The organism is Niallia oryzisoli, from assembly GCF_036670025.1.
In the GTDB taxonomy this organism is placed as follows: Bacteria; Bacillota; Bacilli; order Bacillales; family Cytobacillaceae; genus Bacillus_BD; species Bacillus_BD oryzisoli.
Genome location: NZ_CP137640.1, coordinates 5605879 through 5632142, shown reverse-complemented (window position 1 = coordinate 5632142; position 26264 = coordinate 5605879). Strand labels below are relative to the sequence as shown.

Sequence of the window (26264 nt, the reverse complement as noted above, 5' to 3'; positions counted from 1 at the left end):
CTCGCTTTGTATGGGATAAAAGATTTCAATTGTTAAAATTAATTAAGAAGGCATCCAACTGCTCATATACCGACTATCTTCTATTATATGTGCCCCTTTTACAACACGAAGAGGACGGAAGGTATCGATCATTACAGCAAGCTCACTTGTTTCCTTCTTGCCGATGCTTTCTTCGATCTTGCCCGGATGTGGACCGTGAGGCAAACCACTTGGATGAAGGGTAATCGATCCTTCCTCAATGCCGCGGCGGCTCATAAAGTCTCCATCCGCATAATAAAGGACTTCATCACTTTCTACGTTGCTGTGTACATATGGTGCTGGAATGGCCTCTGGGTGATAATCATACAGCCTTGGTACAAAGGAACAAATCACATAATTATAGCCCTCAAACGTTTGATGCACTGGTGGCGGCTGATGAACACGTCCAGTGATTGGTTCGAAATCGTGAATACTAAAGGCATATGGATACAGGCAGCCATCCCAGCCAACCGCATCAAGTGGATGGAAATCATACATATAGGAAGTAATCATTCCTTGTGCCCGTACTCGGACCTCGTATTCACCTTTTTCATCCTTTGTCTCCAATTTTTCCGGTGTTCGGATGTCACGCTCGCAAAATGGTGAGTTTTCAAGATATTGCCCAAATTCATTTCGGTAGCGTTTCGGAGGAACAATCGCTGAATTGGACTCTAAGACTAAGAAACGGGCTTCATCCGATTCCAGTACTACACGATAGGTTGTCCCAATTGGAATCACGAGATAATCCCCTGGTACGAAGCTTAACTCACCGAAAATGCTTTCAATTTTTCCACTTCCTTCATGAACAAACAGCATTTCATCGCCTTCACCATTCCGGTAAAAATACTTCATTTGCTTATTAGGACGTGCCACTCCGATCGCCACATCATCATTGGCTAAGTAAATCCGGCGTGCTTCAAGAAAATCTCCGCCTGCTTGGATGTCCTTTGTTAGGAAATGACGGTGCTGCAGCGCTCCTTTTTCCTCATATTCATATTGAACATCACAAATTTTTTCTGCCTTTTTTACTTGGGTAGGCTGGTTTACATGATAGATTAGTGATTGAATACCGGAAAACCCTTTTGTTCCCATTAACTGTTCATAATAAAGACCGCCATCTTCTTTTCGAAACTGTGTATGTCGTTTATGTGGAATCCGTCCCATTTTGATATAGTGCGGCATGTTGTACACCTCTTTCTTTAAAATAATTGTTCGAACAGCCCCTCGAGTGGGGGAGAATTACTTGCTTACTTTTTCAACGCCTAAAATGTCTGCCTCTGAAAGGGCGGGTAATACGGTTCCTTTCACTTCGCCAAAACCAATTCGGTAACCGTCTCCTTGACAATATCCTCTAATAATCAACTCATCGCCGTCTTTAATCCATGTCCGTTCGTCGCCATTTTTTAGTACAAGTGGCTCTGCCCCCCGCCAAGTAAGCTCCAGCATACTTCCTCTTTCACTTCGCTCTGTACCGCTTATCGTACCGGATGCATGCATATCACCAGGTCGCATATTGCAGCCGGTAATGGTATGATGGGCCACCTGCTGGGCAACGGACCAATACATATAGTTAAAATTGGTTTTTGTAATTTGCGTTCCTTCTTGATCATTTTCTGGCTTCAAATAGACTTCGAGATTAATATTAAAAGCGCCATTTTTCGTTTGTCGTAAGTAGGCAAGAGGCTCTGGATCTTGAGCAGGTCCAGCCTGACGGAACGGCTCTAGTGCTTCAAATGGAACAACCCATGGTGAAATCGAAGTCGCGAAGTTTTTCGCTAGAAAAGGTCCAAGCGGCTGGTATTCCCATGACTGAATATCACGGGCACTCCAATCATTAACAAGCACCATGCCAAATACTTGGTCTTCCGCCTGATCTACTGGAATCGGCTCACCGAGTTTGTTTCCCGGGCCGATAAACCATCCCATTTCTAATTCAAAATCAAGCTGGGCAGATGGCCCAAAGACAGGGGATTCGGCATTGGCTGGTTTGGTCTGCCCTAAAGGACGGCGGATATTCGTTCCGCTGAGAACAATGGAGCTGGCCCGGCCATGATATCCAATCGGAACATGCTTCCAGTTCGGCATAAGGGCATTATCCTTGCCGCGAAACATCGTCCCAACATTTGTTGCGTGTTCTTTAGAGGCATAAAAATCGGTATAATCGCCGACTTGAACTGGTAAAAGCATTTGAACTTCACTTTGCGGATAAAACGCTTTCACTCGAAGCTCCTCGTTATCTCTTAAATCTGCTGTTTCTTGATCCAGCAAGTATTGAAGTTTTTCCCGGACCATTTTCCAGACAGGACGGCCAAGTTCCATAAAGGGATTTAGTGATGATGCGCTGAAAATATTTTTTCCTTCTGCACCCGTCCCATTTAACAAACCGGCCTCGTCAATGACAGACAGGTCAAGGACATATTCCCCGATGGCCGTACCGACACGAGGAGATAGGCTGCTAGGTTGAAAGATCCCATATGGTAAGTTTTGAATTGGAAAATCACAATCTTGTTTTGTCTCAATAAATGAATAACTCATTCTGTTTCCTCCTCATGAAAAATAGATAAATTGCCAAGTTCCTCTCGCGGTTCATCAAAACTGCAGCTTCCGTAGGAATGAGCAAAAAGACTGCGTGCTTTATTAATTTCTTCTGAAGAAACGGACATATTTCCCCAGCTCAGGCCTGCAGGTGTAAAAGAAAAATGTGACGGGTCTTCATCTAGCAGAATCGTTTCTATTGTTTTCACATCAATCGAATCATTGTAAGCGAACAGAGCAGCCGTAAACACATTCACAAATCCATGCATCTTCGTTTCTACTTCATTACGATACTGGCGGATCGGATGATGGAGGCCTGCTGTAAATTTGATAAATAAATCTCGGCCCTGACATTCATGGATCACGAAAGCAGCTTTTTCTGCCGATGGAAACAGGTCAGCTTTAATCCCGCCCATCCGCATTTTGACCCCAATTTGTTTTGGTGATTTATGGTTCACACTTTTGATCGTATCTAATAGTGCTTTAATTTGTTCATTCGTGCCGCTTACTTCACAATAAATAGGATAATCAATTGTGTCCTTTGCCAATTTTTCTAAAAAGGAAGGTTTGACATCATGAGAAAGCTTGATTTCTATAGAATCGACAGAGCCAACATCTTGGTACGTATGTAAAAATTGTTCGATGCTCCTGAGTTGTGTTTGCAGCTCGTTGGATTCTGTTAAAATCACCGATAATCGTAATGGGTATTGCTCATTAAATCGATCTTTATATTCCGCAAGTTCATTCAATCGGGCAGCCGGAATCACAAATGGCCCCAGCATCCAGGAATCAGACCTTGATATATAGGAGGAATAGTTTCGAATCGCTTCAGGAAGTGGCAGCGCTGCAGGAGGGAAAAGTCCCGCATAATCAATCAACTCTGTTATAAAGTGACTAACAGCAGTTTCTCTCCACTTTGCTTTTACCTTTGTTAACATGAAGATCAACGCTCCTTTTTTATAGAGAGTGTCTGATGAGACACTCTCCTAAAAAATCAAATTTCGCGCCAGCGAATTTGCGTCCGGATTTTTATCGAGCTTGCTCGATAAATTTCCTTTAAAAAATCCGAGGCATCCGCCGGAGGCTTTTATTCAGCTGGGCTTAAGCCTTTACTGGATTAGAGTGCTTTTTTAAAAATTATCCTTAAACTTTAGTAGTGGAAGGTTTCTGCTGAATGAACTTAAATATTTCCACGACGTTCTTGTTCTCGTTCAATGGATTCGAATAGGGCCTTAAAGTTTCCATCACCAAATCCAAGGGCGCCTTTACGTTGAATAATTTCGATAAACAGGGTTGGGCGGTCCACAAGCGGTTTGGTGAAGATTTGCAGTAAGTATCCTTCATCATCACGGTCAACCAAGATATTGAGATCTTTAATTTTCTTCACATCTTCATCAATTTCACCCACACGGTTTGCCAATTCTTCATAATACGTATCAGGTGTTGTTAGGAATTCAACTCCATTTTCTTTTAACTTGGCAACCGTACTGATAATGTCATTGGTTAATAGGGCAATATGCTGAACACCTGCTCCATTATAGAATTCAAGATATTCTTCAATTTGTGATTTACGCTTGCCTTCAGCCGGTTCGTTGATTGGGAATTTAATCCGTCCCGTTCCGTTCGTCATAACCTTTGACATAAGTGCGGAATACTCTGTTGAAATATCATCATCATCAAAGTGCTTCAATACACTGAAGCCAAAGACTTTCTCATAATAATTCGTCCACTCTTCCATATCCTCTACGTTTCCAACGACATGGTCCACACCAACTAATCCAGTTGAAGTTGATTGATAAAGGTCTTCATACGCTTCATATCCTGGTAAAAATGGACCTTTATAATCGATTGGTTCAATAATGGTATGAATCGTGTCGCCATATGTTCCAATAATGGCTTTCTTCACTTTTCCGTTTTCGTCCTCTTCAATCCAAGGTTCCTTGATGGCAATTCCTCCGCGTTCAATTGCTTCGTAGTACGTCTTATCGAGTTCTTTTACAAGCAGGGCAATATCTTTAGCGCCTTCTCCATGCTTTTTCACAAACTCAGCAACTTCTGTATTATCTGAAAGAGAACCTGTAAGAACTAAGCGGATGGCCCCTTGTTCAAGTACATAGGAAACTCTATCGCGGGATCCTGTTTCAAGCCCTTTATAGGCCGTTAATTTGAAACCAAATGCTTTTGCATAATAGAAAGCAGCTTGTTTGGTGTTGCCAGTATAGATTTCAATGTGGTGAATATTTTTTACAGGAAAAATTTCTTGTTTTTTCGTTTGGATAACAGATGTGACCTTTTGAGTCATTGCCAACACTCCTTTTTCAATATAAAAAATTTTCTAATTTCTGTTGATGTGACAAATCATAATATAAATTTTTTTAGCAAACAAACCCTCCTTTTACCGCGTTTTTGATTTATAGCTGTTATCCTTTAACTGATTAAAGGATTAATACAGTTAGGCATCATCTTGCTTCGATTCTGAAAAATCAGTTAACATACAGCCATAAAAAAGAGGAGTGATAAAGATGGGAGTAGAGGTTAAATTCTGTCCATGCAACTTTGAAGATGAAATGGAAATGGTAAAAGAGAAATTGCAGGAATGTGAAGATGTAAGTATATGGGAAGAGCGTTGTCTGCTTTATTGTGGTCAATGCTTGGTTGAACCATTTGCTGTTGTGAATGGGGAAAATTTAACGGCTGATAGTCCAGAAGCTTTATTGGTTGAAATTCAAAATCATGTGAATGAGCTAAAGGGAAGCTGCGTATAATAAAAATATGACACCTTGAATTCAACATCATTGCACCTATTTACAACAAAGTCCTTCTGAATGTTACAATGGCATTTAGAGGGGCTTTTTTATCGATTTCTTTACATGAACATATTGTGCAGGAGGCCTATTATGACGGCTATAATCGGGAAAAAGTTTGTGGATGGGGTTTTAATCTTAGCAGATAAAAGAATTACCGTTAGAGGAACACAAGAATTTACCGATGATGTAAAAAAAATAATGGTTTTAAGTCCCAAATTAATTTTTGCTTATGCAGGTGTCAAAAATATTGTTGATAGGTGTGTAGGCAATCTACAGAATTTTGCTCAAGATCCTGTAAACTCACTGGAGGAGATCATTAAGCAAGCACAGAATCTATTTAGTTCTGCATTAGATCACTTTAAAAATAACCATCCACAGCAAAGCTATGATACCGTTTATATTTTAGCCGGCTTTAATGATGATGATGAAACATTTATCTTTTATTTTTCCTCTGATGATTATTTTCAACAGAGAAAACCACTAGAACTCTTTTATAAGACCTTTCCAAATAAAGAAATGCTGGATCTTCGTACATTTTTGATTAACGAAGTCGATCCATCCCAGAAAGAAATTCCCTACTACATTCAAAAGTTTTCCGCTGCCATTAGAAGAATTAACCATCCAATGGTCGGAAAAAGTACTTATTCCGTCTATGTATCAAGAAATGATTATTGTGAAATGGAAATTGATGAGGATGGATTCTGTACCCTAGTAAAATAGATTTTAGAAAGCGGGCCTACAACAGGTCGCTTTTGTTTTCTCAGACACTTTTGAATCCATCCTAGACCACATAAATAAAATATTTTTATGAAACTACTTGAAAATACCAAAAATGTGTTTTAATATTTAGAAAATTAGCAATACGCAAATAGTGTTAATTTGACATTTTAAATCATTCCATTTACGTGGATATTTTTTTGCGAATTTTCTGTATACAATGACTGAAAATTCTGAAAAATAAATATGAGGTGATGTTTATTGAGTTTGAAAATTGAGCAGTCCAAAACACTTCAAAGTCAAGTTTACGATTATTTACACAGCAAGATTGTAAATGGTGAGATTCTGCCTGGAGACAGGATTGTCGAAGAAAGCATTTCAAAGGAAACAGGAATCAGCAGAAGTCCGATTCGTGAAGCCATTCGACGATTGGACAGTGATGGATTAGTAACGGTTAGTCCTAGAGGAGGCGTCAGGGTATATCGGCCAACTTTTTCAGACTTTAAATATCTTTACGAATGCCGGTTAAGCCTTGAATCCACTGCTGCTCATTATGCAGCTATTCGTATCAATCCTGTTCAAAAAGAACACTTATCTAACTTGATGGTTGAAATGCAGCTAGCAGTGAACAAACAGGAGGTTGATCTTTTAAGATCTTTAAGTACAAGATTTCACCAGCTGATTATTCAACTAAGTGAAAACCCTTACTTGAATAAAATGATGAAACAGTTAATTTCCCACCTGACTTTTTATCGAAATGCCGTGTTAAATATCCCAACGCGAATTGGAGAAGGAGCAGACGAACACCAAGCCATCGGAGAAGCCATTATTGCACAGGATGCAAAGGCAGCAGAAGAGTTAATGAAGCTGCATATTGAGCGTGATTATCAATTCTACCTTTCTAAGTATTCGAATAGGAACCAAGAGACTTCATTAGATCTAATATAGAAAAAATTCTTAAAAAAAATGGAGTGTGAACAAGATGATATTCCCAGAACAAGTAACAATCCGTGATGTCACATTGAGAGATGGTTTGCAAAACGAATCCGTGTTTGTTGAAACGGAACAAAAAATCGAAAAAGTAAAGGAGATTATTGCAGCAGGATTCAAACGGATTGAAGTAACCTCCTTTGTCCATCCAAAATGGGTCCCTACGATGCAGGATGCAGATGAATTAGGGCAGCGATTACCGATTATTCTAGGTGTAGAATATGAAGCACTGGTTCCAAATAAGCGCGGGTTGGATCGTTTTTTACAATCAAATTTTCATAGTGCAGTTCTTTTCCTATCTGCCAGCACCGCGCATAATCAAGCAAATGTTAATAAGAGCACTGAAGAATCACTGGAAGAGGTAACAGAATTAATTGCCATTACAAATAAAGAAGGCAGAAAAACAGTCGGTGCTATCTCAACGGCCTTTGTCTGTCCATTTTCAGGGGAGGTTCCATACGAAGAAGTGGAAAAAGTTGCTGAAGCCCTTGTAAACAGTGGTGTGAATGAATTAGGACTAGGAGATACGATTGGGAAAGCAACCCCTAGACAAATCTATGAATATAGCAGCCGAATCCTAGAAAAGTTTCCTGATGTTCCACTAAGTCTTCACCTGCATGATACATATGGTTACGGCCTGGCAAATGTAATGGCAGGAATACAAGCGGGCGTTCGTCTATTTGATGTTGCGCAGGCTGGATTAGGCGGCTGTCCATATGCCCCAGGCTCACCAGGCAATATCCAAGCAAGTAAGGTGGTTCAATTATTAGAAAAACAGAATATTAACACCGGTTTAGATATCGACCAAATATTGAAACTAGATATAGAATTTCCAAAATTACTAGGCTCATCAAAGGTATTAACAAAAACAGTTTAACGTTTTTAGATATTTGTTTTTGGGAGGGAGAACAAAGAATGCTGCATAAATTTAAAGGGCACTACCCAAATGTACATTCCAGTACATATATTGCGCCAGGGGCCCAGTTGATTGGAAACATTGAACTGAAAGAAAATGCTTCTGTTTGGTTCAATGCGGTTTTACGAGGAGATAATGACAAGATTACGATTGGAAAAGGCTCCAATATCCAGGATGGAGCGGTTGTCCATGCTGACCCAGGATTTCCAGTTAATATAGGGGAAAATGTTACAGTCGGTCATAACGTGGTCTTACATGGATGTACGGTCGCAAATGGTGCACTAATCGGAATGGGAGCAACGATTTTGAATGGTGCAGTTATTGGGGAAGGCTCGCTGATCGCTGCCGGAGCACTCGTTTCAGAAGGGAAAGTTATTGAACCAGGTGTTTTAGTGGCTGGAGTTCCGGCGAAAGTCATTCGAAAGCTTACACCAGAAAACATTGAGCGTGGAATAGAAGGGGCACTTGCCTATGTTCAAAAGGGTGCTGTGTTTAAGGAAGAGAATATCTTAGAAAAAGCCTAAATGAATTAGAATTAGATAAACTTTTGAATTTGTTATTCAGAATATTCCAACTAATAGAGATTATCGTATTCCATTATCGTAAAAAGAAAGGAAGATTTAAATATGAAAAAGCCTTTATATGGAATTAAAGTATTAGAATTAGGAAATTTCGTCGCTGCACCATTTGCCGGAAAAATAATGGGAGAGTTTGGTGCTGAGATTATTAAAATTGAAGATCCTGAAAAAGGCGATTCAATAAGAAATTGGCGGGTTATGCACAAGGATACATCCCTATGGTGGTATGTTCATGCAAGAAATAAAAAATCCGTTGCACTTGATCTACGGAAAAGTGAGGATCAAGAAATTATTCGCGAACTTGCGAAGGAAGCGGATGTTGTCCTTGAAAACTTCCGTCCGGGTACATTAGAAAAGTGGGGAATTGGCTATGAAGATTTAAAGAAAATTAATCCGAGTATCATCATGACTAGAATCTCAGGCTATGGGCAAACAGGTCCTTACGCAAAAAAGCCGGGCTTTGGAAGTATCGCAGAGTCAATGGGGGGAATCCGATATTTAACTGGTTTTCCTGATCGTCCTCCTGTTCGCGTCGGTTTGGCGATTGGCGATTCTATTGCAGGCCTATATGCGGTAAATGGAACCCTTATGGCATTAAGAGCAAGGGATATTGATCCAGAGAGGAGAGGTCAATATGTAGACGTTTCACTAACTGAAGCAGTCTTTTCCCTATTAGAAGGCGTCCTTCCAGAGTATGACGTGAAGGGAATTATAAGGGAAAGAACTGGTGCAACATTAGAAGGGATCGCCCCGTCCAATACGTACCTATGTAAGGATGGTAAATATATTGTAATCGCTGCTAACAGCGACAGTATTTTTAAACGATTCATGAATGCCATTGGCCGTCCAGATTTAGCTGAGGACCCTGTCTACGCAAATAATCAAGGCAGAGCACAAAATGCGGAATACCTTGACCAACTGATTGAAGAGTGGACAAAGTCATGTACGCAAAAAGAGGCTCAGAAAGTTCTTGATGATGCTGCTGTTCCGGCAGGACCGATATATAGCATTGAAGATATTGTCAATGATGAACATTTCCAAGCACGTGGTATGTTCGAAACCGTTACACTCCCAGATGGTGAGCGTGTCAAGGTCCCAGGAATTGTACCAAAGCTTTCAGAAACACCAGGAAGCATCGAATGGATTGGACCTAAGCTCGGTCAACATACTGAAGAAGTAATTGGAGATATGTTAAGCAAGCAAAAATAGTTTTATTTTTCTTAGCCGTTGTTTAATCTTTTCTAATAAATAACAGCGGCTAAGAAGAGATATATATCATGAAAAAATGGAGGTGATGTTATATACAAACAACATGGATTAGACAACATAGACCGCTAGACTATTTGATTTTTAGCTATAAGTAGACTACTAAATTATGAATATTCATTTTAGGAGGTAACCGAGTTTATGTTGTCTATTTTAGGATTCGCCATGATTATAACCTTTTTAGTTCTAATCATGACAAAACGTCTTTCCCCATTTGTGGGGTTAACGCTGATTCCGATTATCTTTGGAATCATTGGGGGCTTCGGCAAGGAATTAGGTCCATTAATGATGGAAGGGATTCAAAATGTAGCCCCAACTGCGTTTCTATTATTATTTGCTATTTTGTATTTTGGTATTATGTTAGATACAGGACTTTTTGATCCATTAACATCAAAGATGATAGGCTGGACAAAAGGAGATCCATTAAAGGTTATTGTAGCAACAGCTGTATTGGCAGGAATTATCGGATTTGATGGTGATGGTTCGACAACAATGATGATTGTCGTTACCGCTTTTCTTCCATTATATAAAAGGCTAGGGATTAGTCCGATTGTCTTGGCCAGCATCATCATTATGCAGGTTGGAATCACAACCCTTGTCCCTTGGGGAGGCCCAGCAGGTCGAGTAGGAAGTGTACTGCATCTTGATCCGACAAAACTATATCTTAACATGCTGCCAGGTATGATTATCGGTCTGCTATACGTTGTGGGTGTAGCCTATATGATTGGTTTAAAAGAAAGAGCCCGGCTTCGAAGGGAAAATACGCAGCAAGTTAAGATTGAAGATACTGTCATTCAGGATGCATCTATTGAAAGCGCTGTAATTGAGAATATTAGTCCAGAAGATAGTAAGATGAAACGTCCTAAATTGATTTGGTTCAATGCGCTGCTATCAGCGATCATTATGGTAGCGATTATATTAGAATGGCTGCCGGCTGCTATCCTATTTATTATCGGTACAGCTCTAGCGTTAGTCATTAATTACCCGGTTTTAGATCAGCAACGGGAACGAATTGCAGCACATGCTCCAAATGCATTGGCAGTAGTAAGTATGGTTTTAGCTGCTGGAGTATTCTCAGGTATTTTCAAAGGTACTCCTATCTCAGAGTCTATGGCACAATCTCTAGTAGACATTATTCCTACTGAACTTGGGCCATACATGGCTCTCATTACAGCGATTGTCAGTGCACCAGCTCTATTCTTTATTGGTCCTGACGGCTTTTACTTTGGTGTTCTACCAGTACTAGCTGAAACAGCTGCTAATTACGGCATTGATGCAATATCCATTGGAACGGCATCCTTATTCGGTACTCCGTTTGGCATCATGGGCCCACTCGTTGCATCTGTTTATCTTTTAATTTACATTACGGGTATCAGTCTAGGAGATCTTCATAAAACCGCCGGAAAATGGTCATTAGGAATACTACTCATTTACATCATCGTGGGTATATTCTCAGGAATAATTCCTCTATAAAATAATGGGACACAGGGACAGGCACCGCGACCCGAATTTGGGTCAAGGTGCCTGTCCCCGCGTCCCGTTTTTTATGGTTGGTGAAACTGTATTTTTCTGATATATTCTAATTATATTACTTTTAATAAAATAACTTCAGGGGTATTTGCATGGATCTTTATACAAAGAACTTAATTATCAGTTTTTTATCAGTTATGTTTCCCCTATTTGTATGGCAATTGTTCTATCTTTTACATTATAATTATCAATTTAAATGGGTTAAAAGGTGGATGTTTGCCATTTTTCCTATATTATCCATTATTTTATGTATGACCTTTCCAATAGCCTTACTTCAACCTCTTCTTTTAGATTTTCGCAGGATTCCTCTGATTCTGGGAACTTTATATGGGGGATATAAGGTAGGTTTTGTATTATTAGCTGTCATGTTCAGCACTAGGTATTTAATGGGTGGAGATGTATTTTATTTATCTAGTATCATTTTAATACTAACTACTATCTGTGCAAGTTTACTATCAAATTATTATTTAAAGAAATCGTTAAAGCAGAAAGTATTAATAAATAGTGTATTAATCCTTATTTCGTTAATTATTGGATCATTTCTAATAAACAAGCCTGAGACTTTTACAATGAAAATCGGTATTGAACATTGGTTTATAAATGTGATTGGAATGGTCATTGCCACTCTTTTAACGGAGATTATTCTTATTAATTTTGATTTGTTACACAAATCAATGAAAGCAAAGAAATTAGATGTTGCCAGTCAACTTGCTGCAAGTTTTTCTCATGAAATTGGCAACCCTCTTACTGCTACGAAAGGATTTATTCAGCTTCTTTCGGATGAAAAGATTTCAATCGAGACAAGAAATCAATACTTGAAAATAGCAGCTCAAGAGTTAGATCATGCAATAAACATTATTGATGATTATTTGACCTTTGCAAACCCAGCTCCTAAAAATAGAGATAAGATTCCGATTTTTGAATCAATTCAACGCGGGATCGAAGTACTAACTCCTGTAGCAGAGGAACATAACGTAAAAATAAATATATCACTTCTGAAGAATAACAATTGTTTTGTCCTCGGCGAGCGAAAAAAATTCGAACAATGTCTAATCTATATAGTAAAAAATCGAATTGAATCGATGCCAAATGGTGGAGAAATAAATATTACTTTGGATTGCAATCGGACATCCAATATCAATATCACCATTCAGGATAAGGGCATAGGTATGACCCAGCGGCAAATTGATCAATTAGGTGAACCATTTTTTACTACAAAAGAAAATGGAACTGGTTTAGGAATGATGGTTGCCTTCAGTGTAATAAAAGGAATTGGCGGGAAAATTGAAGTGGAAAGCTTACAAGAAAAAGGGACAACTTTCTATATCAATCTCCCAGTGGGTCAGGGGGACAGGCACCTCGACCCGATTGTTTGAGTAAAGTTGGTGGGTCGAGGTGCCGTCCCCTCGACCCCTGTATTATTGAACATCAATTCTATCTAGTGCAGGTGCTTTGATAGGTTCATTGAAACCTTTGATATATTCAACTAACGCGTCAAGGTCAACAGGGCCGTTTAATAGATTCTTGCCTTCTTTTAAGACAGTGAAACCGTCCCCTCCAGTTGATAGAAAGCTGTTTACAGTCACTGTATAGGTTTGATCAGGATTAACTGGATTCCCTTCAAGATCTGTGATTTTTACAATTCGTTCACTATTTTGTGCGTTCTTATCCCAAGTATAGTGAAGACCGGAAACTTGCAGCATGCGCGGATAACTGCCGCTCCATTGTTGCTCTAAAACCCTTTTAATTTGCTCCCCTGTCAGTTCCATAGAAACAAGATTATTACCAAATGGGAAAGTTGTGTATGCCTCGCCCCATGTAATAGAACCTGCATCAATATCAGCGCGGATTCCGCCTGGATTCATAAAAGCAAAATCTGTACCCATCGCTATACGCTGTGAGTCAGCTGTGAAATTACCAAGCGAAGATTCACCGCTGTCATCCTGATTTCTTGTTAATGAATCGGCAGCTTGTCCAATGACTTCATTCACTAAAGGAGCTACTGTTTCCTTATAGGAATCTACCATTTCTTTTACTTCTGTATCAGGTTCGATTCCTTCGTGATAGGTCGTAACAATTTCTGCCTTTTTTTGGACAATATCTTTTGTTTTTGGATCAATTAATAAATCTACATCAGAAAATGCTGTTCCGTTTGCATATGATTGTACAATTAATTTATTATCCACAGTTGTATTGGCATATCCATGATTATGAGCGCCATAGATGACATCAATTTCATCATCTACTTGGTTGGCGAACTCAGCTACATCACCTGTTGGGTTAGAACCGTCTTGTGCAGAGGAAACCGGATTATGAGCTAAAACAACAATGGATTGAACGCCTTTTTCTTTTAATTCTGCAGCTGCTCTATTGATTGCCTTCACTTCATCTGTAAATTCAATCCCTTCGACAGCACTTGCCACTACAATATCAGGGGTTTCGGTTGTGACAACACCGATAAATCCAATCGGCATGCCGTTCACTTTTTTAATCACATAGGGAGGAAGAATATGTTCTCCCGTTTCTTTATCCATCACATTTGCCACTGTAATAGGGAAATTTGCCCCTTCAAAGGTACCAGTAACCTCATGTTCTCCCCCATAAATTAAACGCATCATTTCTTCTACGCCTTCATCAAATTCGTGGTTTCCAACTGTTCCAACATCAAAGCCTAATTCATTTAAAAATTCAATTGTCGGTTCATCCTGCAATAAAGCTGAAGTAGGTGCACTTGCACCAACAGCATCGCCAACCTCAACCATCAATGTATTCTTCTTCGCTTCCGCTTGATATTTTTTCAAATAGGCTGCCAAGTATTCAGCCCCACCTACTTGCCTTCCTCCCACCGTTCGGTATACATCAAGCTGTCCGTGAAAATCATTCACTCCCAATAGCTGAACCGGAATATACCTTTTTTTAAAATTGGAATGCTCAGGTGGAGCAGCGGATACCGTTGTCCCTAAAAGTGAAGTAGATAAAACAAGAGCCGGTATTAATTTCTTCATCTTTATCATTCTATCGTTCTCCTTATGTAATCTATTAATATAACAATATCGATGGAGTGTTAAAGGATTGTCTTGATAGGATAAAGTTTTTGTAAAGACCGCCATTAGTGACGATTTTGTTAACTTGGGTCGCGGTGCCTGTCTCCCCGACCCAAAAGGTGATAGCTCGGGACAAGTGAATAAGGCCATAAAAAAAGAATCCGAAAACCTACTATAACGAGGTTAATCGGATTCTTGAAATTACTTTATACTGACGAAGACCATGTGAATTTTGCCTTTTATGCCTCTGCGATTTCTGGTTTTTGGTATACTTCTTCTTCGAAGTCGCCTGTTATTTTGCTTGTTAAGATGCCTGTTGTCATGCTGCCACTTACATTTAGGGCTGTACGTCCCATGTCAATTAATGGCTCAACTGAGATTAATAAACCAACGATAGCAACTGGCAGGTCCAAGACGGAAAGTACGATTAAGGAGGCAAACGTTGCTCCTCCACCGACACCGGCAACGCCGAATGAACTAATCATGACCACGACAATCAGTGTTAAGATGAAAGAAATACTTGTAGGATCAATCCCTGCAGCAGGTGCTGCCATGATCGCAAGCATCGCTGGGTAAATCCCTGCACAACCGTTTTGACCGATTGATAGACTAAAAGGACCCGCAAAGTTAGCAACCCCTTCAGATACTCCTAAATCTTTGACTTGGCTGTTAATATTTAATGTCAATGCACCCGCGCTTGAACGTGATGTAAACGCAAACGCCAAGGTAGGAAATGCTTTTTTGAGATAATGTGACGGGTTTAATTTTGCCATCATTAGTAATAGTAAATGTACGACAAACATAAGAATCAATGCTACATATGAAGCAATTACAAACTTGCCTAGGTTGACAATTGCTTCATAATTGCTTGTTGCTGCAACTTTTGTAATTAACGCCATAATTCCGTATGGAGTGAGACGCAGTACGAGTGTTACAACTCTCATGATAATTGCATACAGAGAATCTACAATCTTGGCAAAAAGTTCTGCTTCTGCTGGCTGCTTTCGTTTAATTCCAATGAAGGCTACTCCTATGAACGCCGCAAAGATAACCACAGCAATTGTTGAGGTTGGACGAGCACCGGTCAAGTCAGCAAACGGATTGCTTGGGATCATCTCAAGAATTTGTTGAGGGATGGTCAGATTTGCAGCAGTATCGACTTTTTCCACAAGCTCAGCATTTCGAGCAGCTTCTGCTTCCCCTTCTGTTAACTCAAAGTGATCAAGACCGAATCCAAGGGTTGAACCAATACCAATGGCTGCCGCAATCCCCGTTGTTGCTAGTAAAATTCCAATCACAAGGAAACTGATTTTCCCGAGGTTTTTCGTGATTTTTAATTTCGTAAAAGCTCCCACAATCGAAATGAAGACAAGTGGCATGACCACCATTTGCAAAAGCTTAACATAGCCGCTTCCGGCAATGCTCAACCAACTGATTGTCTCCGTTGTGACATCCGACTCCATTCCATATATCAGGTGAATGATATATCCAAATACAATCCCTAAACCCAAACCTGTGAATACACGCTTAGAAAAAGAGACATGCTTTTTCTGCATCATAAATAAAGCGGCAGATAAAAGTAAAAAAATGACGATATTAATAATAATAAGTACTGAATTCAAGATTTCTATCCTCCGTATATTAATAAGTATGCATCTAAGAGTACCTAAACAATTCCGAGGTGTCAAGTGAGAATTATAGAAAGATAGTATATTTGAATAATAAAATAGGGTCGCGGTGCCCACCGTTTCAATGTGCAACTCTCATTAAGTATTACTCAAAACAAAAAAGCGAGTTTTTATCATACTGGTTCGGGATAGATAAAGAACAAAAGGAGATATGCTTTAATTAAAAAAGAGGGAGCTGGTACAGAGATTCAGCTTTCTCAATGTTTTTTCTTGCGGGACGAGGGACCTGTCCCCGCGGTTCTCTTTTTACATAACAATGGAGGTTGTATATAAATGTCATTAGAAAGTGTTAAAAACCATTTTAAACAATGGAATCGTGAGAAAGATGTGATGGAGTTTTCCACATTGAGTGCCACGGTTGAACAGGCTGCTGATACAATTGGAGTCATTCCGGCGAGAATTGCCAAGACTTTGTCATTTAGAGGTGAAGGGGAAAAAGCGATCTTAATTGTGGCGGCTGGGGATGCAAAGGTTGATAATAAGAAATTTCGTGATGCCTTTCAGCTTAAGGCCCGAATGCTTTCAGCTGATGAGGTGCTCGAGCAAACTGGTCATAGGGTTGGCGGCGTTTGTCCGTTTGGATTGGCAAATGATTTAGATGTGTATCTCGATATCTCTATGAAGCGGTTCGAGACCCTATTCCCAGCATGCGGAAGTAATAACTCCGCCATTGAACTAACCTGTGATGAACTCTATCAATATTCCTACGCAAAAGAGTGGGTAGATGTTTGTAAAGGATGGGGAGATGAGGAGACATCTCAATCCAATTAAAAACTTATGTCATTCCTAAAATATAATTCCTGATTTACTTTAGAACTCAGTGCTGACATGGCCTGAGTTCTTTTGCTTCTCCAAAGGTGCTGGTGAGAAACAGGATAGCCACGTTTCTCATGAATAAATAGGAAAGCGGGAAGAATAATATGGAAGGTGTTAATAGAAAGGGTATAAAGTAGGCAGTTTATGAGAAGGTGAGAGTTCGTATATGGAAATTAGTGGTTTATCCAAAATAGAGGAGCTGGCGCTTAAGAAGCTGATAATCTTCCGTAACAGTTTCATTCGTTACCTTGCAAGAGCCGCGCTGGCCAGTATGTTTATTGGTTTTGGGGTGATCGTTGCTTTTAAAACAGGGAATTACTTTTATTTAGAGCATTCCCCTTTCACCTATCCAATGGCTGCTATCACTTTCGGGGCAGCAATCATATTGATTTCATATGGCGGCGGTGATTTGTTCACGGGAAATACCTTTTACTATACCTATGCAGCGTTAAGAAGGAAGATAAAATGGGTTCAAGTGGTGCTCCTTTGGATGTCCAGTTATCTCGGAAATATGCTTGGGGCTGCCGTTTTTGCAGGCTTTATCTTCTTGACGGGGCTGTTTGCCGACCATTCAGTGAATGGTTTCCTCCTCAGTGTAGTGGAAAAGAAAATGCATGTTCCCACAATAGAACTGTTTTTCCGGGGAATCTTATGTAACTGGCTTGTGTGTTTGGCTTTCTTCATTCCGATGTTTTTTCAGGAGAATGGTGCGAAGATGTTCGCGATGATGTTATTTGTCTTTTGCTTTTTCATCTCCGGCTATGAACATAGTATTGCCAATATGTGTACGTTCGCCATTGCGCTCGTAGTCGATCATCCTGCTTCCATCTCATGGGAGGGTGTTATACATAATTTAGTCCCAGTCACCATTGGGAATTTAATTGGCGGGGGACTCTTGATGGCGGTGATGTATTACTACGTTAATAAGCCGTTCCTAGAAGATTAATATATTTAGCGAGGAGTGTTTTTTATCATGAAAAAAACAAAAATTGTTGTGATTGGCGTTGGAGCTGTGGGTTCTACTACAGCCTATACACTGCTTCTAAGACATCGAATGGATGAACTGGTTCTGATAGATGCCAATGTGGATAAAGCCATTGGAGATGCATTGGATATGAATCATGGGATGCCGTTTATTGGAAGGACTACGGTTTGGGCAGGTTCCTATAAGGACTGTGAGAACGCGGATATTATCATTATTACGGCAGGTTCTGCACAAAAGCCAGGAGAGTCGCGGGTTGAATTGCTGAAGCGGAATATTGGGATTTATGAAAGTATCATCGGCGAGGTCTTAAAGTATAATAACGATGGGATTCTGTTAATAGCCACAAATCCAGTCGATATTATGAGTTATTTTTCTTGGAAAAAATCCGGCTGGCCAGTGGAACGAATCATTGGGTCCGGTACATTACTGGACAGTGCACGTTTCCGCTATTTGATCGGACAAAATCTAAATATTGATCCCCGCAGTGTTCATGCCCATATCGTTGGGGAACATGGTGATTCTGAGGTTCCATTGTGGAGTCTTGCAAACGTTGCCGGTTCTGAAATAGAGTTGGCAGAGAACACAAAAGAATATATTTTCACAAACACAAGAGATGCTGCCTACCAGATCATCAATACAAAAGGCTCTACTTATTATGCCATTGCATTAGCGCTTGATCGGATTTGCACCGCTATTCTCAGGGATGAAGGAGCTGTACTAAATATCTCCACGCTTTTGACCGATTATCATGGAATATCAGATGTCTATCTTGGTGTCCCATCAATCGTTGACCGCTCAGGCGTTCGGGAGGTATTACAATTAGACTTCACAATAGAAGAAAAAGAACTTCTACAACAGTCAGCAAACAAAATGAAAGAGCTGATAAAATCTATTGAGTCGGCATCATAGGGATGGAGGGACAGGCACCGCGACCCATTTAAGTGATATCACTGGGGCATGATTCCTGTCCTTGTATTTACGTCAAGTACTTAAAGGAGAGCTGTCACAATTGGATGAGCTCTCCTTTGAAGTTAATATGGGGAAACGGTTTTTAAGTTATTTCTATATATTGAGTTATATTTACTGGTGAATCTGGAAAATAGGGTCGCTGTGCCTGTCCCCGCGTTCCACTCTTATAGAATAATACTAACCCGTGAATGTGGTCTTAGTGCTTCAAGGTCAAGTACTGCTTTGCGATCTTTGATTTTTAGTTCGCCATTTTGGTTTACTAGTGTGTAGTAGTATTTACCAACATAAGCGTCTGTAAATCCATATCTCATGCGGTAGACGATGAAGTTAGCAGTAAATTTGATTTCACCGTCTGCCTCTTCAGCAATTTGTACATTTGTAATAAATCTTCTTGTGCGTGAACGTGGGTTTTCTGAGTGTGCCCATTTATTTGAAAGACGTTTTACACGTGCTTTTAATCGACTATAGTTGTCAGAGATTAAGAATAAGCTGTTTTTGCTATCGCCATCAGGATTGTCTGTAGTAGGAACAGAATATGTTCCATCCTCCGTAAATAATTGCAGCCATTCTTCTAATTGCCATGCATCAAGCATATCGGCTTCCTTAAATAAGAATTGTTCAATTGCTCTTTCAGTCATTTTTTCGTTTACAATACTCATGGTTTTCCCTCCCTAATATTATGCGTTTGTTTCTTGAACCGCTTTTTCTTCGGCATTCATTAATTGATCATATTTTCTCCAGAACGCTCTCATTTGTTTTTCATCAGTCGTTGGAGAAACTTCTTTGTCCATACCTCTTGAAATATCAGACCATTGAACTTGTTTTACCGTATTTTTGAATCCAAGCTGTGCAGTTTCTAATGATTCGATATCATCTGGAGTTGCGAAACCGCCTGGTCCTAAGAAGGTTAAGAAGTTATCTAATCTCAATTCTTTTTCAGCCGCATCTTCATCAACTGGTCCGAGTGCCCAAGCATTAATTTCCATATAGTCTGGGCTTACTGGATCCCATGTACGAATCGTTACAGACACAATGTCATTGATGATTAAGTTAGGGAAAATCCATACGTTTCTGCTTATATCTGCCATCATACGAGCCTTTTCTTCACCGCAGCGCTCAACTAACTCTTGACGTTTTGCAGCAATGCGTGCTTTCTTTTCGTCATCCCAGTTATTTTGCGCTTTTGCGATTGGACGGCCCCAAGGAGCTTCATATTCCATTACGGCATGGCCGCCTACAAGTGCTTTACCTTGGCCGTAAAGTCCTTTTGATGCATCTTGCCCTTCATCAACGATGTATTCAAGATATGTTTTATGGTTGTAAGGAACATGGTAACCATCGATACTGTTTTCACCTAATAGCTTCCAGTTTGCTCTAATTGCATATTTATGTGTTCCTGGCAATACTTCCATACCTACAGCGGATTGATCGGCAACATAATCTAAATATTCCTTTGCTCCGCCTAAATATTCTTCCAGGCTGATCGCATTATCATCAAAGTTACAGAATACAAAGCCTTTGTAGCTTTCATTTCTTACGCGGTGTAAATCTAATGTTTTTCTGTCAAAATTGTCACCATAGCCGTCTTTTTCCATCGGAACACCAACAAGTTCCCCAGAGTTTTTGAATGACCAGGCATGGTACGTACATAAGAACGTTTTGCAGTTTCCTTTATCGCCGCGGCAAACAAGTGAACCGCGGTGAGTACAAGTATTTAATAATACGCGAATTTCACCTTCTGCATCTCTTGTGAAAATAATTGGTTTACCGGCAACTGTTCTAGTGTGGAAGTCGCCATTATTTTTGATTTCAGATTCATGCCCAACATAAATCCAGCACTTTTCAAAAATCTTAGCGCGTTCCTGTTCAAAAATTTCTTGGTCGACAAAAGTTTTACGGTTAACCAAAAATTTGTTTTCTGCCTTATTGTCGATGATAAAAGTAGTAGTTTGATTTCCCATTACAGAATTCCCCTTTACTAATTTTTTAGAAACAATTCGTTTCAACGCCCCTTTTTTCATCCACAAAGATGAATACGAAAACCCTTACATTTTACTCCCCCCCCAGGAATAAAGTAGTAATAAATATTCTGTTTCGGAAGCAGAGGGACGGTTCTGCTGCTCCTTATTCGAAATCGCTTACATTTTCAATGTTAAATAAAGAAACCCCCCAGTGTCTTTATACATTGAATAATGTTTTGATTATTAGAATATTTGAATATTCAATAGTCTTCATAAACAATTGTAACAATATTCTAAAACGTTCGCAAATAGAAATCTTTTTGAAAAAAAGGTCGAAATCACAAAAAAAAGCTGGAATTTTATTGTAATGAGGGTGGGGCGAGGGAGTGGGTCGCGGGGACAGGCACCGCGACCCGGTGCACAAGTAAACCTTTCCTTTTATTAAATATTGCTTAGAAACCCGAACATTCATATATAATAGATTAACAGGATATTTGAGGAGTATAGAAACTTAAGTGGTGAGACATATGAATGAAACGAGAAAACTACAAGAGGTAGATTTATATAAACCGATCCAGAGGTATTTTGTTCGTGAAGATTATGAAGTGTATGGAGAAGTGAACGATTGTGACATAGCGGCGGTGAAAAATGATGAACTTGTGATTGTCGAATTGAAGCTGACATTAAGTGTTGATTTACTCATCCAGGCGGCAAAACGGCAGCGGTTAACCGATCAGGTCTACATTGGAATTCCAAGACCAAAGGGGCGTTTGAATTCTAAGCAATGGAGAGATAAATGCCATTTAGTGAAGAGGTTAGAGCTCGGGTTAATATTGGTTTCTTTTCAAGGGAAGGGGACAAAAGCAGAAATTCTTTTTCATCCTAGGCCGTTCAATGGCAGTAAAAGCAAGGGACAAAACAAGCGTAAGCGAGAATCTTTAATGAAAGAGATTGAAGGGCGTAGTGCTGATTATAATGTGGGGGGCAGTAGTCGAACCAAAATTATGACTGCCTATAAAGAAAATTGCATTCAGATTGCATGCTATCTTGAACGTTTTGGTCCCTTATCGCCAAAATCCTTAAAGGAAAAAGGAACTGGAGAGAAAACCTCTTCCATTTTAACAAAAAACTACTATGGTTGGTTTGAAAGAGTGAAAAGAGGTGTATATGAAATCAGCGAGAAGGGGAAGGAAGAGGTAAAAGATTATCCGGAGATTACGGATTATTATCTAAAACAGGTACGTGGGGACAGGTCCGTTGACCCAGGATTAGAGAGATGAGAATAAAATGAGAGTCAGTTCAATATTAAATACCAACTAGGAAAGTTCTGCAGTAATTATGTATTCTTATAGGACTTTCCTTTTTTCTTTGGACGCCATGCCTGTTCTTGTTTATTAACCCAGGACGAGTCCTGCGTCCTAGTATTGTTGTGCGAACAGGGGCCGTTACCCTGCATAGTTAAGCTAAACCGAGATGAAGGACCAATGGCCCGCTTCAATAAATTACCACGTAGTAATTTTTATATTTTTATGCCCTTTTTCCTATGAAGCTTGTAAACTTGTTATGGTAACTAGTTTCTAAGATTCATAAAAAGGGGAAATTACACTGATGATGGTTAGTAGAACAAGATTTGCTTCGGTTATTGCTTTGTGTTTCACTATGATACTCGTAAATTCAGTGACGACACATGCAGCTTCTATTAATTATTTACCGTTTGAAAATGCGGAGTTAGGTCGAAACAGTAATGCTTATTTATCGATATATGGAACTCCTTCTATCGAATTAAAAGAAGCATTTGTGAATGAAATTGGTGTTTATGCAAAGGCTGCAAACGCTAAGTGGGGAGCACCTACAAGCGCGATCATGGGAATGGCCATTATCGAAAGTGGTTATGGAACAACAAGAATTGCGATCCATGCAAATAATATTTTCGGGATAAAAGCATGGGGATATAATCCACCTAATGCATGGCAATTAAAAGGACAACCAAATGAAGATTACGAAGCGATTCCTGTTTTGGCTGATTACGGCAGGGATCGCATTATTTATGACGAAAATAAAAGAAGAGATAACTGGTATCGTAAGTTCTCCTCTTATGAAGAGGCTGTGAATTATTTGTCCGGTAATTTATTATTGAATTACCGTTATGGATTTGCCCTCAATCAATATAGGGACCGAATCAATAGTGGCTGGAGCAACGAAGATGCCTCAAAACAATATTTATATGAAATTGCAGATGCGGGTTACAATCACTTAGGCGGCGAATATTATCGAAATACAATAACTAAAGTGATGGAAGAATGGAATTTGTACCAATACGACGAGAAAGGCTTCGCGGATACTGTCGGACATTGGGCTAATGAAGAAATTTCTTTCATTACTTCAAAGGGCTGGGCAAATGGTTACCCGGATGGGACATTTAAACCAGGTGAAAATTTAACAAGGGCGCAAGCAGCTAAGATGATCAGTAACTTTATAGGATTAAAGCCAACAGGTGAAAACATTCAGTTTAGTGATGTATCTGACAGCTTTTGGGGGAAAGATTTTATCACGAGAGTGGCTCAGCACGGTGTTATGAACGGCATAGGAACAGGTAAGTTTTCGCCGGAAACCTACATGACAAGAGCGCAAATGGCGCAAATGTTTTTCAATGCTGGATTTTATCAGCAAGTTTCAACTACAGAAACAAGCGAATTCAATGATATAAATAAAAGCTATTGGGCTTTTTCAGCAATAGAAACCATGAAACAAGAAGGCATTATGGCGGGATATCCAAATGGAAACTTTGGTCCAGCTGATCCCATAACAAGAGCACAAATGGCAGCAGTAATGTACCGAATCTATCAAAAGGAATAAGGGGACATCCTCCAACGATACTTTATAATCACTAAAAAAGCTCTGTAAAGGATTTCCCTCACAGGGCTTTTTAGATGCTTGTAGTACACGGGGTTCGTCCCGTTCTCGTACGGCTAAGCAAAATCGGGACACGGGACCCATGGATTACTCGTGTTCGGAAAATTTCAATTGATACGCTCTTACAATAATTCCGTCATTGGCTGGTATAAAGTCGTATTGGGGTAAGCGTTGAAATCCCATTTTTTCATATAGATCGATCGCGTTTTTCATAAATTCCCCCGTATGCAGACCAATCCTGTTGAATCTTTTTACCTTTGTACGTTTTATACATTCAGAAATCAGTGCCGATGCCACCCCTTGGCCCCTGGCATCTGAGGCTACGGCAAGCATGCGGATTTCCGGATAGTCCAGTTCCTCAATATTCCCTTCATAGGCATTTGTCTTGGTTGGGAATAAAGCAACGCTTCCAACCATTTTTTCACCGGATAAGGCAACAATTAATTCTACTTCTTCCTGTTCAGCAATAGTCGAAGAAATAGATTTTTTCAATGCATTCCAATGGTCTGCTGGAAGAACCTCTATGTATTCACGGTAAGCATTGATTCTTTGTTCCCGAATGGAAGGGTACATCGCTTTTTCTGCATCACGAACCACTATTTTTTCCATCTAATTATCATCTCCTGATTCTTTATTTAAAAATGAATGAGAAACTTGTTTTCTTTTCCGCTGTTTGAAATCCTTTAAAATAACAAGGTATTGTAATCTAGTATACATTAAAAATGTCATCTAGATGGTACGCAGGGACAGGTACCGTATCCCAGAGCATAGGAAAGTAAAGTTTTGTAAGAAGTGACGCTACAGAGCTTTTTTCGAATAGACATGTCCAAAATACTTAAGAAATAAAGGAAGGCACTTAAAATTAAATACTACCACGGGAAGAGGGACCTCCCCGTGACCCTCCCCGTGACCCTCTCCGTGACCCTATAATTTTCTAATATTAAAATTATCTCTTAAAAGGGTCCAGTTTGCCGGGTAGGGGTAACCTAGTGCCCAGTAACTGATTCCTCTGAGGTTAAATTCTTTTGCTAGGTTGAATTTTGCCTGAGCGCTTCGGGCGTCTTCAAACCAAACTTCGTGTCCTCGACCTTGTTCATCTACGTAACGGAAATATGGAGATTGGGAGAGAGGATCGTATTGTATCTCAGCACCATATTTTACGGCACGATTAATAGCTTCCTGCGGGCTGAAAGTTTCTGCCTCTTGACCTTTTACATGAGGGAGAAGCCAATCTCTTGCATATATCTGAAACCCTAGGAATATTTTTTCTGCCGGCATAACGGAACGGGCATATTCGACCACTCGTCTCATCTGATTGATTGGAGAGATGGCTTGTGGCGGACCAAGACGGTAACCCCATTCATATGTCATGAGAACGACAAAATCGACAATCCTTCCGTGGGCCTCATAATCATGGGCTTCATACAACAGTCCAGATTGAGTGGCGCTCGTTTTAGGTGCCACTGCAGTCGAGACAAAATATCCTCTTGGATGCAGGCGGTCTACTGTTTCCTGAAGGAACTGATTGTAGAATTCGCGATCAGCAGGAAGCACATTTTCATAATCAATGTTAACCCCTTTGTATCCCTTTTCCTCCATGATTCGAAGCATATTGGTTATCACTTTTTCGCGTAAAGACGGACTAGATAAAACAATATGAGCTAGATTAGATCCTGCTGCTGTGGAGGTGAAGTTGGTAATTGCCATCATCGGGACAACCCCTTCAGATTTAGCAGCTTGAATCATTAACTCATCTTTTACAGGAGAAAGATCTCCCTTTTCATTAATAAGGTAAGCGAATGGGCTGTGGTAGGTTAGCGGCGGGCCAAGTTCATGAATCGTCTGGGCACCTGCCGCGTCTCCTTGATACGTATAAGCATTTACCTCAATCGTCGGCTTCCGAGGCGGAACTCTTAACTGCATACCGGGATAAATAAGATTTGGATTTTGGATTTGATTTTCGTTAATGATGGTTTGAACAGTCGTTCCGTAACGGTTGGCAATCTCCCATAACGTTTCCCCTGATTGAATGATGTGTAATCTTGACGGGATTCTTATAGTGGTGCCTGGATATAAAACATTTGGATCTGTTAATTGATTTTCTTGAACAATGGTTTGGATAGATACACCATATTGTTGTGAAATTGACCATAAGGTTTCACCGGATCGAATGACGTGGAATGTACCAGGAACAGGAATCACTATTGATTGTCCAATCAACAGCTGGTTCGGTTTTTGCAGCCCATTTACGTCAATTATCGAATTCATGTTCACATTATAACGATTGGCAATTTGCCAAAGTGTTTCCCCACTGCGAACAACATGAATAATCAACAGCATCTCCTCCAACAATTTTCAATAATCTAAGATATGTAGGTACGAAACATTGTGCAATTTGTCCGGGTCGGAGTGGAACGCAGGGACAGGCACCGTGACCCAGGGGTTTGGTTGAGTGAAATTGGGTCGCGGTGCCTGTCCCCACGACCCAACACCCGCGGTCTAATTTAAAAAGTCTACATGAATGCAGGTTA

General features: G+C 40.0%; 23 protein-coding genes. 13 read left to right on the top strand and 10 right to left on the bottom strand.

Annotated elements, in window-relative coordinates; translation table 11 throughout:
- Positions 1–42: 42 nt before the first annotated feature.
- The 4 genes from R4Z09_RS28025 to hppD all read right to left on the bottom strand — a co-directional run bounded on the left by R4Z09_RS28025 (position 43) and on the right by hppD (position 4855).
- On the bottom strand, positions 43–1200 hold the full coding sequence (locus R4Z09_RS28025; protein WP_338449949.1) for a homogentisate 1,2-dioxygenase: 1158 nt from the start codon (positions 1198–1200) through the stop codon (positions 43–45).
- A gap of 57 nt (positions 1201–1257) precedes the next feature.
- Positions 1258–2553 (bottom strand): fumarylacetoacetase, encoded by a 1296-nt coding sequence (gene fahA, locus R4Z09_RS28020; protein ID WP_338449948.1) that lies wholly within the window; start codon positions 2551–2553, stop codon positions 1258–1260.
- Complete coding sequence (locus tag R4Z09_RS28015; RefSeq protein WP_338449947.1) at positions 2550–3491, bottom strand: hypothetical protein; 942 nt, start codon at positions 3489–3491, stop codon at positions 2550–2552. The genes fahA and R4Z09_RS28015 overlap by 4 nt, the downstream gene beginning before the upstream one ends.
- A 242-nt stretch (positions 3492–3733) precedes the next feature.
- On the bottom strand, positions 3734–4855 hold the full coding sequence (gene hppD / locus R4Z09_RS28010; RefSeq protein WP_338449946.1) for a 4-hydroxyphenylpyruvate dioxygenase: 1122 nt from the start codon (positions 4853–4855) through the stop codon (positions 3734–3736).
- A 220-nt stretch (positions 4856–5075) separates the two neighbouring features.
- Between hppD and R4Z09_RS28005 the strand changes: the two genes are divergently transcribed.
- The 8 genes from R4Z09_RS28005 to R4Z09_RS27970 all read left to right on the top strand — a co-directional run bounded on the left by R4Z09_RS28005 (position 5076) and on the right by R4Z09_RS27970 (position 12733).
- The gene (locus R4Z09_RS28005) at positions 5076–5318 is read left to right on the top strand and encodes a DUF1450 domain-containing protein (protein ID WP_338449945.1); all 243 of its coding nucleotides are present in this window, start codon (positions 5076–5078) and stop codon (positions 5316–5318) included.
- 132 nt (positions 5319–5450) lie between these two features.
- A complete protein-coding gene (locus R4Z09_RS28000) occupies positions 5451–6080 on the top strand; it encodes a hypothetical protein (RefSeq protein ID WP_338449944.1) in 630 nt (209 codons plus the stop codon).
- 258 nt (positions 6081–6338) lie between these two features.
- Positions 6339–7025 (top strand): GntR family transcriptional regulator, encoded by a 687-nt coding sequence (locus R4Z09_RS27995; RefSeq protein WP_338449943.1) that lies wholly within the window; start codon positions 6339–6341, stop codon positions 7023–7025.
- A 34-nt stretch (positions 7026–7059) separates the two neighbouring features.
- Positions 7060–7944 (top strand): hydroxymethylglutaryl-CoA lyase, encoded by an 885-nt coding sequence (locus R4Z09_RS27990; protein ID WP_338449942.1) that lies wholly within the window; start codon positions 7060–7062, stop codon positions 7942–7944.
- A 38-nt stretch (positions 7945–7982) separates the two neighbouring features.
- A complete protein-coding gene (locus R4Z09_RS27985; RefSeq protein WP_338449941.1) occupies positions 7983–8507 on the top strand; it encodes a gamma carbonic anhydrase family protein in 525 nt (174 codons plus the stop codon).
- Between the two features lie 102 nt (positions 8508–8609).
- Positions 8610–9770 (top strand): CoA transferase, encoded by a 1161-nt coding sequence (locus R4Z09_RS27980; protein WP_338449940.1) that lies wholly within the window; start codon positions 8610–8612, stop codon positions 9768–9770.
- A 198-nt stretch (positions 9771–9968) separates the two neighbouring features.
- Positions 9969–11300, top strand: coding sequence for a citrate:proton symporter (locus R4Z09_RS27975; RefSeq protein WP_338449939.1), 1332 nt, complete (start codon positions 9969–9971; stop codon positions 11298–11300).
- 149 nt (positions 11301–11449) lie between these two features.
- Entirely contained in the window at positions 11450–12733 is a 1284-nt protein-coding gene (locus R4Z09_RS27970) for an ATP-binding protein (protein WP_338449938.1), read from the top strand.
- Positions 12734–12775: 42 nt separating this feature from the next.
- On the opposite strand, the gene R4Z09_RS27965 is transcribed toward R4Z09_RS27970, so the two are convergent.
- Positions 12776–14362: a bifunctional metallophosphatase/5'-nucleotidase gene (locus R4Z09_RS27965; RefSeq protein ID WP_338453372.1), complete on the bottom strand. Its 1587-nt coding sequence runs from the start codon at positions 14360–14362 to the stop codon at positions 12776–12778.
- Positions 14363–14640: 278 nt separating this feature from the next.
- Entirely contained in the window at positions 14641–15960 is a 1320-nt protein-coding gene (locus tag R4Z09_RS27960; RefSeq protein ID WP_338453371.1) for an L-cystine transporter, read from the bottom strand.
- Between the two features lie 402 nt (positions 15961–16362).
- On the opposite strand from R4Z09_RS27960, the gene R4Z09_RS27955 reads away from it, so the two are divergent.
- From R4Z09_RS27955 to R4Z09_RS27945, 3 genes are all read left to right on the top strand, one after another.
- Positions 16363–16860, top strand: coding sequence for a YbaK/EbsC family protein (locus R4Z09_RS27955; RefSeq protein ID WP_338449937.1), 498 nt, complete (start codon positions 16363–16365; stop codon positions 16858–16860).
- Between the two features lie 211 nt (positions 16861–17071).
- On the top strand, positions 17072–17851 hold the full coding sequence (locus tag R4Z09_RS27950; RefSeq protein WP_338449936.1) for a formate/nitrite transporter family protein: 780 nt from the start codon (positions 17072–17074) through the stop codon (positions 17849–17851).
- 27 nt (positions 17852–17878) lie between these two features.
- On the top strand, positions 17879–18799 hold the full coding sequence (locus R4Z09_RS27945; RefSeq protein WP_338449935.1) for an L-lactate dehydrogenase: 921 nt from the start codon (positions 17879–17881) through the stop codon (positions 18797–18799).
- Positions 18800–19023: 224 nt separating this feature from the next.
- Here the strand turns inward: R4Z09_RS27945 and R4Z09_RS27940 are convergent, their stop codons facing one another.
- A complete protein-coding gene (locus R4Z09_RS27940) occupies positions 19024–19518 on the bottom strand; it encodes an aromatic-ring-hydroxylating dioxygenase subunit beta (RefSeq protein WP_338449934.1) in 495 nt (164 codons plus the stop codon).
- An 18-nt stretch (positions 19519–19536) separates the two neighbouring features.
- Positions 19537–20820, bottom strand: a complete 1284-nt coding sequence (locus R4Z09_RS27935; RefSeq protein WP_338449933.1) for an aromatic ring-hydroxylating dioxygenase subunit alpha — start codon at positions 20818–20820, stop codon at positions 19537–19539.
- Positions 20821–21347: 527 nt separating this feature from the next.
- Here R4Z09_RS27935 and R4Z09_RS27930 point away from each other — a divergent pair.
- Entirely contained in the window at positions 21348–22100 is a 753-nt protein-coding gene (locus R4Z09_RS27930; RefSeq protein WP_338449932.1) for a DUF2161 domain-containing phosphodiesterase, read from the top strand.
- Between the two features lie 328 nt (positions 22101–22428).
- On the top strand, positions 22429–23676 hold the full coding sequence (locus R4Z09_RS27925) for an S-layer homology domain-containing protein (protein ID WP_338449931.1): 1248 nt from the start codon (positions 22429–22431) through the stop codon (positions 23674–23676).
- Between the two features lie 144 nt (positions 23677–23820).
- Here the strand turns inward: R4Z09_RS27925 and R4Z09_RS27920 are convergent, their stop codons facing one another.
- Entirely contained in the window at positions 23821–24342 is a 522-nt protein-coding gene (locus R4Z09_RS27920; protein ID WP_338449930.1) for a GNAT family N-acetyltransferase, read from the bottom strand.
- 315 nt (positions 24343–24657) lie between these two features.
- Positions 24658–26067: a LysM peptidoglycan-binding domain-containing protein gene (locus R4Z09_RS27915; RefSeq protein ID WP_338449929.1), complete on the bottom strand. Its 1410-nt coding sequence runs from the start codon at positions 26065–26067 to the stop codon at positions 24658–24660.
- Between the last annotated feature and the right edge of the window lie 197 nt (positions 26068–26264).